Consider the following 13,452-nt stretch of genomic DNA (forward strand, 5'->3'; position numbering starts at 1 on the left):
GGCGTGCCCCTTTCGGCGTTTCCAGCCACCACACTGCCATCGGTTGCAGCGCACCCCGCGCCATCAACCAAATCCATCGTCATGCGTTCAACAGGCGATGTGCGGTATATACGTCTCTTCGTGCGTGCGCCACGGCTCGGCGCTTTGCTTCTTTGACAGCCCCTGCCTGCGGGGCAACGCTTCTGGTTCCCTGACGGCATGAATATTTCCGGCCCCTTCATCCGCCGCCCGATCGGCACCTCGCTGCTTGCGATGGGTGTCTTCGCGGTGGGCCTGATCTGCTACATGCTGCTGGGGGTGGCTGCGCTGCCCAACTTGCAGTTCCCGGTGATCTTCGTGCAGGCCCAGCAGGCGGGTGCGAGCGCCAGCACCATGGCCACTACCGTGGCCGCACCGCTGGAGCGCCATCTGGGCCAGGTGACTGGCATCGACACCATGCGCTCGTCCAGTTCGCTGGGCAGCACCCAGGTGTTTCTGATGTTCCAGGCCGGGCGCAATCTGGATTCGGCCGCGCGCGATGTGCAGGCAGCCATCAACGCCGCGCAGTCTGACTTGCCCAGTGGCCTCAACGCGCCGCCGAGCTATCAGAAGGCCAACCCCAACGATGACCCGATCATCGCTTTCGCACTGACGTCCGACACGCAGTCGGCGCGCGATCTCTACGACGTAGCAGACTCGCTGCTGGCGCAACGCCTGCGCCAGCTCGAAGGCGTGTCGGAGGTGGATATCCTTGGCGCCGCCACGCCAGCCATTCGCGTTGACGTGAATCTGCGCCAGCTCAATGCGCTGGGCTTGTCGCCCGACCAGTTGCGCAATGCGCTGACCGCCGCCAACGTGACATCGCCGCAGGGCTTCCTCTCCAACGGCAAGACCACCATGTCGGTGACCGCGAATGATTCGCTGCACTCGGCATCGGATTTCGCCAGCCTGGTGATCGCTTCCAACAATGGCGTGCCGGTTCGTCTTTCTGACGTGGCCAAGGTCTACGACGGCACGCAGGACGCGTACCAGGCGGCATGGTTCCAGGGTAAGCCGGCAGTGCTGATGTATGTTTACCGGCAGTCCACCGCCAACATCATCGGCACCGTGGATCGCGTGAAAGCTGCGGTGCCGTTGCTGCGGGCTTATCTGCAGCCGGGCACTACGCTCACTCCGTATTTCGACGGCACGCCGACCATTCGCGCTTCGCTGCACGAGGTGCAGGCCACGCTGCTGATCAGCCTGGTGATGGTGATGCTCACGATGGCGCTGTTCCTGCGTCGTCTCGCGCCCACGCTGATCGCCACCGCCGCGGTGCCGCTGTCGCTAGCTGGCGCCGCCATCGTGATGTACATCCTCGGCTTCACGCTCAACAACCTCACCTTGCTGGCGCTGGTGATCGCCATCGGCTTCGTGGTGGATGATGCGATCGTGGTGATCGAAAACATCGTGCGCCACATCGACCAGGGCATGACGCGCATGGAGGCCGCGCTCGCGGGAGCGAAGGAGATCGGCTTCACCATCGTGTCGATTACCGCGTCGCTGGTGGCCGTGTTCATCCCGCTGCTGTTCATGAGCGGCATCACCGGACTGTTCTTCAAGGAATTCACCATCACCCTGGTGGCGGCGATCATCGTCTCGGCGCTGGTGTCGCTGACGCTCACCACTTCGCTGTGCGGCCAGTTCCTCAGCGGCCACGACGAGGACAAGCCGACCACTCGCATCGGCAGGGCATTGGAGTCGTTCCAGACGGGCTTGTTCGGCCTGTACTCAAAGGCGTTGCGGTTCTCGCTCAAGCACGCACTGGCTTTCTCGCTGACGCCGCTTGCGCTGATCGTGGTGACGATATTCCTGTTTGGCATGGTCAAGACCGGTCTGTTCCCGGCGCAGGACACTGGCCTGATCCGCGGTCGCGCCACTTCCGGCGCTACCGTTTCGTTCCAGGATGCGCGAGCACGCCAGCAGCGACTGATCGACATGCTGCTGAAGGATCACGACGTGATTCGCGTGGGTTCGCGCCTGGGCAGTAGTCGCCAGGGTGCGTCGGGCACGTTCGATATCGAACTGAAGACGCATGCGCAGGGCCGCAAGGACGACACCTTCACCGTGCTGGCGCGACTGAGCGCCAAGGCCTCACGTTACCCCGATCTCAACGTGCGTCTTCGCCCGATCCAGGATCTGCCGAGCTTCGGCGGCGGTGGTTCCAGTCAGGGTGCGCAGTACCAGGTGTCGTTGCAGGGTGACAACCCCGACGAGCTCCAGCTGTGGCTGCCCAAGCTGGTGACCGAGCTGAAGAAGAATCCCAAGCTCAAGGACGTGGGCAGCGACATTGACGACGCCGGGTTGCAGCAAAACATCGTGATCGACCGCGACAAGGCCGCGCGACTGGGTGTGGGCATCGGCACCATTGACGGTGCGTTGTACAACGCGTTCGGTCAGCGCCAGATCAGCACCATCTACTCCGACCTCAACCAGTACAAGGTCGTGGTCAACGCGCTGCCGAACCAGACCGCCACGCCTGCTTCGATCAACGCGGTCTATGTGGCCAGCAACAGTGGTGCGATGGTGCCGCTCACTGCGTTTGCGCGCCAGCAGCCCGGCCTGGCGCCCACCCAGATTACGCACGAAAACCAGTACACGACGATGAGCATCAGCTTCAACCTCGCGCCGGGCGTGAGCATGGGCGAGGCGTTGCAGATCATCCAGCAGACCGGTTCGCAGATGCGCCTGCCCGGTGACATACGCATCAACATCGGCGGTGACTTCCGGCGCTTCCAGCAGTCGCAGAGCGGCATGCTGTGGTTGCTGCTGGGTGCTGTCGTCACGGTCTACATCGTGCTGGGCATGCTCTACGAGAGCCTGATCCATCCGGTCACGATCCTGTCCACCCTGCCAGCGGCGGGCGTGGGCGCATTGATGGCACTGTGGATCACCGATACCGAGCTTTCGGTGATCGCGCAGATCGCGCTGGTGTTGTTGATCGGTATCGTGAAGAAAAACGCGATCATGATGATCGACTTCGCGCTGGTGTCGCGGCGCGAACACGGCCTCAGTGCGATGGAAGCGGCCTATGAGGCGAGCATGGTGCGCTTCCGCCCGATCATGATGACCACGATGGTGGCTATCCTCGCGGCAGTGCCGATTGCGGTGGGTCTGGGCGAAGGTTCCGACCTGCGTCGTCCGCTCGGTATCGCACTGATCGGCGGCCTGATCATCTCGCAGAGCCTCACCCTGCTCAGCACGCCAGCGCTGTACGTGATCTTCTCGTGCCTGGCCGACCGTTTTCATGCCTGGCGTGTGCGTCGCCAGGCCCGGGGCGCATTGGCGCGACAGGTCTGATCGCCTTCGTCGCAATCACAGGTCGTTAACTGTCCCGGCGGTAACACTGACCATCCCTTTGGGACGGAGGAGTGTTCAATGGGCAATGAGACCGACAAACCGGATTTCTCGGACGTAAAGAGCGGCTCCAGTTCAACGGCGCCTGATGCACCGGCCAAGGCCGATTTCAGCGACGTGCAATCCGGATCAAGTTCGACGGCGGATCCCGTACAGACCTATACCGTTGTGTCGGGCGACAACCTGTCGAAAATCGCCAAGCATTTCTACGGCAACGCCAACGCGTGGAAGCAGATTTTTGATGCCAACACCGATCAATTGAGCGACCCGGACCGGATCAAGCCCGGCCAGGTACTCAAAATTCCCGCCAAATCGTGAGCAGGAGATACGCATGAAAATCCATCGCAAAGCCCTGGTATTCACCGTATCGCTTGTTGCCGTACTCGCGCTGAGTGCGTGCGGCAAGAAGGAAGAGGCCACGCCCGCCGCACCAGCTGCGACGCCTGCAGCCGAGCAGGCGCCGGCTCCCGCTGCAGCCGCTCCCGTCGCCGTGGCATCTGTGGATATTGGCACTGCCGTCGACGCCGGAGAGAAGATGAGTGCGGCAACGACCACCTTCGCACCAAGCGACACCATCTACGCGTCCATATCCACGACGGGCACGGGCGATGCCGCGTTCGGCGTGAAATGGACTTATCAGGACGGGCAGACCGTCAAGGAGGACAGCAAGACGATTCACGCAACGGGCCCGGCCACCACGGAGTTCCACATCAGCAAGCCAAGCGGCTGGCCGGTGGGCGGCTACAAGGTCGAGATCTCGTTGAATGGCCAGTCCGCGGGTAGCAAGGACTTTTCGGTGAAGTAAGGCTATTTGCGCGAGCGGGCGAAAGGGCGCGGTTATGCCGCGCCCTTTTTCATGGATGGATGCGCCATGTCGCGGTGGCGATTGCCTGATCCTGCGCGCACTGTTGGTACGGTCCATACGTCGTCGTACGTGGCTCAGGTGCACGAGGTGTTGAGGTTCGCAGGGCCGCCCCAACCTAGGTTTGACCTGCGCGGACGAATGTCTCGCGGGACGTTGAAAGCCAGACCCACCGACGGGTCCGCGCTTTCCCCTGCTCAATGAAAACGCGACAATGGGAAGCTTTTGTGGATTCCCGTCGCCTTTTCGATGGTCGACTCAGGACAATCCGCGCGCGCCGCTAACGTGTGTGCGCTGCGTGATTCCGGGCCAGCCAAGGGTGCGGTGCTTACCTTTCCCGATTTGCTGTTGCAATAGAGGCCCATGCAGACCATGTCCAACACGCCGAAGATCATCTACACGCTCACGGACGAAGCGCCGTACCTCGCCACCGCGTCGCTGCTGCCGATCGTCCAGGCCTTCACCGGCACTGCCGGCATTGCCGTGGAAACCCGTGACATCTCGCTGGCCGGCCGCATCATCGCGCAGTTCCCGGACATCCTCCCGGACAACCAGAAGATCGCCGACGACCTCACCGAGCTGGGCCAGCTGGCCACCACGCCGGAAGCCAACATCATCAAGCTGCCCAACATCAGCGCCTCGATGCCGCAGCTTAAAAGCGCGATCAAGGAGCTGCAGGGGCAGGGTTACGCGCTGCCGGATTATCCGGAAGATCCCAAGGACGTCAGCGAGTGGAACGTCAAGGCGCGCTACGACAAGGTCAAGGGCAGCGCGGTGAATCCGGTGCTGCGAGAAGGCAATTCCGATCGTCGCGCACCGCTCTCCGTGAAGAACTACGCACGCAAGCATCCGCACAAGATGGGCGCGTGGAGCAAGGATTCGAAGACCCACGTGGCGCACATGGATGGCGGTGATTTCTATGGCAGCGAGAAATCGACGGTCGTGTCGAAGGCCGGCGCTGTGAAGATCGAGTGGTTCGGCAAGGACGGCAGCAGTGTTGTGCTGAAGGAGAAGACCACGCTGAAGGATGGCGAAATCATCGACGCCGCGGTGATGAGCAAGAAGGCACTGGCCAGCTTCATCGACGCGCAGGTTGAAGACGCGAAAAGCCAAGGCGTGCTGTTCTCGCTGCACCTGAAGGCCACCATGATGAAGGTGTCCGACCCCATCATGTTCGGCGTGGTGGTCAATGAGTTCTACAAGGATGTGCTGACCAAGCACGCCGATACGCTCAAGGGCATCGGCTTTGAGCCGAACAATGGCATCGGCGACCTGTACGCTCGCATCGGTTCGCTGCCCAAGGACAAGCAGGACGCGATCCTGGCAGACATCACGGCCGAGTATGCCAAGCGCCCGGCGCTGGCCATGGTCAATTCCGACAAGGGCATCACCAACCTGCATGTGCCCAGCGACGTCATCGTCGATGCGTCGATGCCGGCGATGATTCGCGACTCCGGAAAGATGTGGAACACCGAAGGCAAGCTGCAGGACACCAAGGCGGTGATCCCCGATCGCAGCTATGCCGGCGTGTACCAGGTGGTGATCGACGACTGCAAGGCGCATGGCGCGTTCGATCCGGCCACCATGGGCAGCGTGCCCAACGTGGGCCTGATGGCGCAGGCGGCCGAGGAATACGGTTCGCACGACAAGACCTTCAAGATCGCCGGCGACGGCGTGGTGAAGGTCACCGATGAAGCCGGCAACGTGCTGCTGGAGCAGAACGTGGAAACCGGCGACATCTGGCGCATGTGCCAGACGAAGGACGCGCCGATCCAGGACTGGGTGAAGCTCGCCGTGACGCGTGCGCGTCTCTCCAACACGCCCGCCGTGTTCTGGCTCGACCCGCAGCGTGCGCACGATACGCAGATCATCAAGAAGGTCGAGCGTTACCTGAAGGATCACGACCTCGCCGGCCTGGACATCCGCATCCTGTCGCCGGAGGAAGCCACCAAGATCTCGCTGGAGCGCATCCGCAAGGGCCAGGACACCATCTCGGTGACCGGCAACGTGCTGCGCGACTACCTCACTGACCTGTTCCCCATCATGGAGCTGGGCACCAGCGCCAAGATGCTTTCCATTGTGCCGCTGATGGCCGGTGGTGGCTTGTTCGAGACCGGTGCGGGTGGCTCCGCGCCCAAGCATGTGCAGCAGTTCCTTGAAGAGGATTGCCTGCGTTGGGATTCGCTGGGTGAGTTCCTCGCGCTGGCCGCCTCGCTGGAACATTTGGCCAACCGCTACGACAACGCCGATGCCCGTGTGCTCGCCAAGACGCTGGACCAGGCCACCGGCAAGTTCCTCGACAACAACAAGTCGCCGGCACGCAAGGTCGGTGAGCTGGACAATCGCGGCAGCCACTTTTACCTGACGATGTACTGGGCGCAGGCGCTGGCCGAGCAGAACGACGACGCCAAGCTGAAGGCGAAATTTGCGCCGCTGGCCAAGGCGCTCACCGACAACGAAGCGAAGATCGTCGGCGAGTTGAATGGTGCACAGGGCAAGGCGGTGGACATCAAGGGCTACTACCACCCGAACCTGGAGCTGGTGAGCAAGGCGATGCGCCCGAGCGCCACCTTCAACACCGCGCTGGCGACATTGGGCTGATAGTTGTCTGCATCGAGTGTGGAAAGAAGGCCGCGCAAGCGGCCTTCTTTCGTTGAAGCGATGCGCGACGGTCAACATCCTGCGCTAGGCTCGCGCCAATGAGCGCACCGACAGTTCGCACCGCCACCGATCCAGACGGCTCACCCGCCGAAGTGTTCGTGGCATTCCTGCGTCTGGGCCTGCGTTCGTTTGGCGGTCCGATCGCGCATCTGGGGTACTTCAGGCAGGCGTTTGTCGAGCAGCGCCGCTGGCTGGACGATGCGCGTTTCTCGCAGCTGCTGGCCCTGTGCCAGTTCCTGCCAGGGCCGGCGAGCAGTCAGCTGGGTTTTGCCATCGGCCTTTTGCGTGCAGGCTGGCGCGGTGCTCTCGCCGCATTCATTGGCTTCACTTTGCCTTCCGCGTTGCTGATGCTGGCATTCGCCTGGTGGGCACCGTATCTGCACGGCCCATGGGGCGAGTCGTTGTTGCACGGGCTGAAACTGGTGGCGGTGGTTGTGGTGGCGCAGGGCGTATTCGGTATGTGGCGCTCGCTGGCACCCGACTGGCCGCGACGTGCACTGGCGATCGGCGCAGCCGCGATCGTGCTTTGGCAGCCGCAGGCAGGGATGCAATGGCTGGTGATCGTGCTGGCCGCATTGCTGGCACCGTGGTTGTGCCGTCATGTCACAGCGCATCACGACCGGGCGCCCGCGCCGGGCTATGGACGTCGCGTCGCCATCATGCTGTTGGGGTCATACACCGTGTTGCTCGTGCTTGCGTTCACCATCACCACGCACGGCAGCTTGTGGGTGCAAACCGGCGCCGCGTTCTATCGCGCGGGAGCGTTGGTGTTCGGTGGCGGTCATGTGGTGTTGCCGTGGCTGCGACAGGCGCTGGTCGTGCCGGGCTGGGTGGATGAGGGCAGCTTTCTTGCGGGCTATGGCGCCGCGCAGGCGATGCCGGGGCCGATGTTTTCACTCGCCGCGTATCTTGGCAGCCAGATGTCAGGTGGACAGGGCGGCATCGCGGGTGCGCTGGTCGCACTCGTCGCGATATTTCTGCCGGGCTTCCTTTTGTTGAGCGGCGTGCTGCCATTCTGGCAGCGGCTGTCCGCTCGCGTCGGTGCCATGCGCGTGGTGGCGTCGATCAATGCGGCGGTTGTCGGGCTCCTGGCCGCTGCGTTCTACAATCCCGTGTGGACAGGGACCGTACGCAATCCCGCGGATATCCTGATCGCCGCATGTGGCTTCATCATGCTGGTCGTGGCTCGACAGCCGGCCTGGGTGGCGGTGTTGTGGTGCGTGGTAGCGACCAGTGCTGGCGCATGGCTTGCTCACTGAACAAAGGAATGCCGCGTATGGAACCGTGCTGGTACGCAGGCGGTCACAACGCGGTCACTGCAAGGAAAACGACGTGATGAATCCGACCGCCATCCTGCATCCGCCGCGTCGCCTGCGTCTGGCGATGGTCATGGGCCTGCTTGTGCTCGCATCGACAGCTGTGTTCGCGCAGAACGCGCCCGCTCCGGCCGCCACGGCTCCCGGGCAGGTCACCAATCTCGAGGCCGTGACGGTCAGCGGCATACAGCCGGGTCCGGGCCTTTGGCGAGTAAGCAAGGGCGATCACGTGATGCTGGTGCTGGGCACCTTGTCGCCACTGCCCGATCGCATCGAATGGAAGACCGACGACGTGGAGCAGGCCATTGCCAGTTCGCAGGAAGTGCTGGGTCCGCCCTCGATCGCGCTCAAGCCCAAGACGAACTTCTTCGGCAAGCTGTTCCTGCTTCCCTCGCTGGTGGGCGCCCGCAAGAATCCGGACGGCCAGACGCTGCAGCAGCTCGTGCCAGCCCCGGACTATGCGCGCTGGCTGACGCTCAAGCAGCAGTACCTGGGCAATGACCGCAGCGTGGAAGGGTGGCGCCCGATCTTCGCGGCGGTGGAGCTCTACGACAAGGCGATCAAACGCCACGGCCTCACGACTTCGGGAGGCGTGAAGGATGCGGTGCGTAGCCTGGCCAAGAAGCACAACGTGAAGTTCACCACAGCGCGCTACACCATGCTGGTAGAGGAGCCGCGCAATGCGGTGAAGACCTTCAAGTCTTCGCCGATGGATGATCGCGAGTGCTTCGGCCGCACGCTGGACACTGTCGAGCGCGACATGGGCCGTATCACCGAGCGTGCGAATGCCTGGGCCACCGGCGATATCGACATGCTGCGCAGCCTGCCGATGAACGACCAGCGCGAGGCCTGCATTTCCGCCGTGACTGAAGCCGGGTTTGCCAAGCAACTGGGCTTCAGCGACGTGCAGCAGAAGGCGCAGGCGATGTGGCTGGATGCCGCCGTGCAGGCGTTGAGCGCCAATGCACAGACATTCGCCATGCTGCCGATGGAAGAAGTGCTGTCGCCTCACGGTTTGATCGCCCGACTGAAGGCCAGGGGCTATCAGGTGGAAGCGCCAGACGGCAGCGACGTTGGCGATACTGTCGCCCAGCCGGCCCAGCCATGACGGGTCCGGCCCAGCCACGACTGACGGCCGTGGGACGTCCCAGGCTTTAAAGCCCCCCCTGCGGGGGCCGATACCCAGAACATGGGTATCCCGTTTCGCCACATGGTTACACCCGACATTGACAGGATCCCATCAGGGTCTGTAGCAATGTCGTCGCCATGATCCGCCTGCCGCTCAAGCTGATGAACCACACCGGGGAATCCCGGGCGGCATGGTTGGCTCGTCTGATCGAGGCGACGGTGCCGCTCGACGTGGGCCGGTTGCTGGTCGAGGCGGTCGAAGTGCATGCGCCTGGTACGCGCGCCATCGCGCTTTGGTTTGATGACGAGCTGGACGTTGCAGACAGCACGGCGGCCATGGCGCCCGATCCCGAAGCGCTATCGCTTGCCCGTGCGGCCCTGATGTCAGGCGGCATCGAGGCCTCGGTGAACGGGCAGCAATGTGCATCACGTCTGTTGGAGAAGGAGCGGGTGGTGCTTTTGTGGACGCCGGTCAAGGGCGCCGACGTCTCGGCCATGTTGGCTGACCCGCACCTGCAACTAGCCGTCACCCAGCTGCGCAATGCCATGCGGTTGGCCGACCTGCAGAACTCCCACAGCCAGTTGGCGCATTCGGAGAACCTGCAGAGCGCGCTGTTCGCCATTTCCGATCTGGCCGGTTCGGACCTGGACATGCCGGACATGCTCCGCGGCTTCCACGAGATCGTCTGCCGGCTGATGTACGCGGAGAATTTCTTCATTGTCAGGTATTCGCGCGAGCGCGATATTCTGCGCTTTCTCTACTATGCCGACACCCAGGACGAGCACAGTCCTGACACGAGCCGTGAAAGCTCGCTGGAGGAGCGGCGCCATACGCTCACGTGGTATCTGCTGACCCAGGGTAAGCCGCTGATGGGCAGCGGTGATCAGCTGCTCGAACAGGTGAATGGTCCACTCATCCTGTCAGGCCCGGATAGTGACGACTGGCTCGGCGTGCCCATGCATCGGGACGGCGAGGTATACGGCGCGCTGGTGGTCCAGAGCTACGGCAACGGCATCGTCTATACGCACGAAGACATGTCGCTGCTGGAATTCGTCGGCAGCCACATCCTTACCGCTCTGGAGCGGCGCGAGAGCAAGGAACAGCTGGAGCGGCGCGTGCACGAGCGCACGCAGGAACTGGCCGAGGTGAACAAGGGCTTGCAGCAGGAAGTGCTTGAGCGGCAGCGAGCCGAGCACCTGCAGGAGGCATTGTTCCAGCTGGCGCAGCTGGCCACGGCGGACATCGACGAAAACACGTTCTACGAGCGCGTGCACGAGGTGGTTGACCGCCTGCTGGATGCCGAGAACTTCTTTATCGCCCTGCTCAGCAGCGATGGCGAACAACTGGAGTTTCCCTATTATTTTGATGCCGGCGTGCGCCTAGCCATGAGTCGCCCGCTGCGTCGGGGCTTGAGCGAGTTCGTGTTGCGTCGCGGGCGCCCCTGGCTGGGCGCACGGGCGGACATCGCGGCGCTGACCGAGTCGGGCGAAGTGGTGCCGCTCCATATCGGAAGGCCGGCGTCATGCTGGCTCGGTGTGCCACTGCGGGTGGACGAGCAGGTCATCGGTCTGGTGGTGGTCCAGAGCTATGACGGCAACGTCAGCTATGGGCCGTCCGACCAGGAGCTGCTGGGGTTCGCTGCACTGCAGATCGCCAACAGCATCTACCGCCGTCGTTCCGCCACGGCGCTGCATCAGGCCAACGTGCGGCTGGAACATCGTGTGGAGGAGCGCACGGGCGAGCTGCGCGCCGAGATCGCACGGCGTGAACAGGTGCAGCAGCAACTGCGCCACCAGGTCATGCACGATCCGCTCACCGGCCTGCCCAACCGTGGCTACCTGCGCGATCGCCTCGACCGCGTGCTGGAGCTGATGCAGCGCGAGCCCCATCGTCGGTGTGCGCTGCTGTACCTGGACGTCGATCGCTTCAAGGTGATCAACGACAGCCTGGGGCATCTGGCCGGCGATGAATTTCTCCGTGCCGTTGGGACTCGATTGCGCGAACACGTCGGCGTGCCGGCGGTCGTGGCGCGTTTGTCTGGGGACGAATTTGCCATCCTGCTGGAACATGTCGAGGCCGTGTCGACGGCCACGCATGTCGCCAATCGCATGTTGCAGATCATTGCCGCGCCGTTGCGCATTGGCGGCAAGGAACTGGAGCCATCGGTCAGCGTGGGCATCGCCATCGGTGACGCCAGCTATCTCGATGCAGACGAACTGCTGCGCGATGCCGATGTGGCGCTGTATCAGGCCAAGCAGCTCGGGCGAAAACGCTACGCCGTGTTCGATGAGACGCTGGCGCGAGACGTCATCGACGTGCTGGCGATGGAGAGCGAGCTGCGCAAGGCGCTACAGCGCGGCGAATTCGAGCCGTACTTCCAGCCCATCATGCACCTGCGCAACAACGCCGTGGTGGGTTACGAGGCGCTGATTCGCTGGAATCACCCGCAGCGTGGCGTGCTCAAGCCTGCGGATTTCCTGAAGGTGGCTGAGGACAGTGGCCTGATCGAGGCCATCGACTGGTACCTGTTCGAATCGGCCTGCGATGCACTGGCTCAGCGCGGCCAGGGCGACTCCTTCATGACGTTGAACGTCTCAGCGCTTCATCTTCGTCACGGCGACTTCGACGTGCGCATCGTGGAGATGCTTCACCGTTGCGGATTGAGGGCATCGCGCCTGGTGGTGGAAGTCACCGAAGGCGCATTGCTGGACAATCCCGAATCCGTTCGCGGCATTCTCGACCGCCTGCGCGCGGTGGGCGTGGGTGCAGCGCTGGATGACTTTGGCACCGGCTACTCGTCACTCAGTTACGTGCACTCGCTGCCGCTGCGCCTGCTGAAGATCGATCGTTCGTTCGTGCAGGAGCTGGACAAGGCCAACAGCAACAGCACGACGGTGGTGGAGGCCATTCTCGCGCTCGCCCGTGCGCTGAACATCCAGGTGATCGCCGAAGGCATCGAGATGCAGGCCCAACGCAACGCGCTGCTGGGCATGGGTTGCGAGATGGGGCAGGGCTACCTGCTGGGAGAGCCCGCACCCATCAGTTACTGGCTGGAACCGAGCCAGGGCAAGGCATGGCAGGGGCGGACTGCCGACAAGCCATCACCCGATCGCTGACCAGCGTGTTGCAGCGCGCGCCCATCAGGCGCTGGCCTGATCCAGCGCCGCGATCTCTTCCTTGTCAAGCTTCAGTTCCAACGCGCCCAACAATTCCTTGAGCTGCGGAATGCTGGTGGCGCTGACAATGGGCGCCGTCACGCTGGGCCGTGCGATCAGCCACGCCAAGGCCACCTGTGAGGGTGTCGCGCCATGCGCGGCGGCCACCTTGTCGAGCGCAGCAAGCACACCCAGACCACGCTTGTTGAGATACTTCTGCACCGCGCCGCTGCGTGCCGTGCTCTTGGCGAGATCTGCCTCGCTGCGATACTTGCCGCTGAGAAAGCCGCTGGCCAGCGCGTAGTAGTTGATCACGCCGATGTTCTCGGCGACCACCAGCGGCTCCAGCTCCTTCTCGTAACCCGTGCGGCTTACCAGGTTGTATTCCGGCTGCAGTGTCTCGTAGCGCGGCAAGCCGAGCTTGGCCGACATCGCCAACGCCTCGGCGAAACGATCGGCACCGTAGTTCGATGCACCGATCACGCGCACCTTGCCTTGTTCGATCAACCTGGCGAATGTGCCCAGCGTTTCGTGCAGCGGCACAGTGGCATCATCTTCGTGGGCCTGGTATAGGTCGATGACATCGGTTTGCAGGCGCTTTAGCGAACCTTCCACCGCCTGGTTGATGTTCATCGGTGACAGGCCCGGATGCTCCGCCCATTTGGCCACCTTCGTGGCGATCACCACCTTGTCGCGTTTGCCGCTGCGCTTGAGCCATTTGCCGATGATGGTTTCCGATTCGCCGCCACGATTGCCGGGCACCCACGCCGAATAGACGTCCGCGGTATCGATCAGGTTGAGGCCGGCATCGACGAACGCATCCAGCAGTTCGAACGAGCGCTGCTCGTCCGCGCTCCAGCCGAACACATTGCCCCCGAAGGCGAGCGGCGCAACCGTGAGCGTGGACCGGCCGAGGGGACGAAGATTCATGGATGTGCTCCGTGTGCGATGAAG

General features: G+C 63.1%; 8 protein-coding genes. 7 read left to right on the plus strand and 1 reads right to left on the minus strand.

What is annotated here, in order from left to right:
* The first annotated feature begins 198 nt into the window (after window positions 1-198).
* The 7 genes from AC3CBN_RS06720 (at window position 199) to AC3CBN_RS06750 (ending at window position 12,459) form a co-directional block, all read left to right on the plus strand.
* Window positions 199-3,318, plus strand: a complete 3,120-nt coding sequence (locus AC3CBN_RS06720; RefSeq protein WP_488636036.1) for an efflux RND transporter permease subunit — start codon at window positions 199-201, stop codon at window positions 3,316-3,318.
* Between the two features lie 78 nt (window positions 3,319-3,396).
* Entirely contained in the window at window positions 3,397-3,693 is a 297-nt protein-coding gene (locus AC3CBN_RS06725) for a LysM peptidoglycan-binding domain-containing protein (RefSeq protein ID WP_488636037.1), read from the plus strand.
* 13 nt (window positions 3,694-3,706) lie between these two features.
* A complete protein-coding gene (locus tag AC3CBN_RS06730; RefSeq protein ID WP_488636038.1) occupies window positions 3,707-4,180 on the plus strand; it encodes a hypothetical protein in 474 nt (157 codons plus the stop codon).
* 429 nt (window positions 4,181-4,609) lie between these two features.
* Window positions 4,610-6,838 carry an NADP-dependent isocitrate dehydrogenase gene (locus AC3CBN_RS06735; RefSeq protein WP_488636676.1) on the plus strand — a complete coding sequence of 743 codons (2,229 nt, stop codon included), beginning with the start codon at window positions 4,610-4,612 and terminating at the stop codon, window positions 6,836-6,838.
* A gap of 98 nt (window positions 6,839-6,936) precedes the next feature.
* On the plus strand, window positions 6,937-8,157 hold the full coding sequence (chrA, locus tag AC3CBN_RS06740) for a chromate efflux transporter (protein WP_488636039.1): 1,221 nt from the start codon (window positions 6,937-6,939) through the stop codon (window positions 8,155-8,157).
* A 76-nt stretch (window positions 8,158-8,233) separates the two neighbouring features.
* Window positions 8,234-9,322 (plus strand): TraB/GumN family protein, encoded by a 1,089-nt coding sequence (locus AC3CBN_RS06745; protein WP_488636040.1) that lies wholly within the window; start codon window positions 8,234-8,236, stop codon window positions 9,320-9,322.
* Between the two features lie 158 nt (window positions 9,323-9,480).
* On the plus strand, window positions 9,481-12,459 hold the full coding sequence (locus AC3CBN_RS06750) for an EAL domain-containing protein (protein WP_488636041.1): 2,979 nt from the start codon (window positions 9,481-9,483) through the stop codon (window positions 12,457-12,459).
* A gap of 24 nt (window positions 12,460-12,483) precedes the next feature.
* On the opposite strand, the gene AC3CBN_RS06755 is transcribed toward AC3CBN_RS06750, so the two are convergent.
* Window positions 12,484-13,428: an aldo/keto reductase gene (locus AC3CBN_RS06755; RefSeq protein ID WP_488636042.1), complete on the minus strand. Its 945-nt coding sequence runs from the start codon at window positions 13,426-13,428 to the stop codon at window positions 12,484-12,486.
* Between the last annotated feature and the right edge of the window lie 24 nt (window positions 13,429-13,452).

It is taken from the genome of Dyella sp. OK584, assembly GCF_057787755.1.

Bases quoted from the DNA above. Each gene is read 5' to 3' on its own strand.
- AC3CBN_RS06720 (WP_488636036.1), top strand. From the start codon at position 199: ATGAATATTTCCGGCCCCTTCATCCGCCGCCCGATCGGCACCTCGCTG.
- AC3CBN_RS06725 (WP_488636037.1), top strand. From the start codon at position 3,397: ATGGGCAATGAGACCGACAAACCGGATTTCTCGGACGTAAAGAGCGGC.
- AC3CBN_RS06730 (WP_488636038.1), top strand. From the start codon at position 3,707: ATGAAAATCCATCGCAAAGCCCTGGTATTCACCGTATCGCTTGTTGCC.
- AC3CBN_RS06735 (WP_488636676.1), top strand. From the start codon at position 4,610: ATGTCCAACACGCCGAAGATCATCTACACGCTCACGGACGAAGCGCCG.
- chrA (WP_488636039.1), top strand. From the start codon at position 6,937: ATGAGCGCACCGACAGTTCGCACCGCCACCGATCCAGACGGCTCACCC.
- AC3CBN_RS06745 (WP_488636040.1), top strand. From the start codon at position 8,234: ATGAATCCGACCGCCATCCTGCATCCGCCGCGTCGCCTGCGTCTGGCG.
- AC3CBN_RS06750 (WP_488636041.1), top strand. From the start codon at position 9,481: ATGATCCGCCTGCCGCTCAAGCTGATGAACCACACCGGGGAATCCCGG.
- AC3CBN_RS06755 (WP_488636042.1), bottom strand. From the start codon at position 13,428: ATGAATCTTCGTCCCCTCGGCCGGTCCACGCTCACGGTTGCGCCGCTC.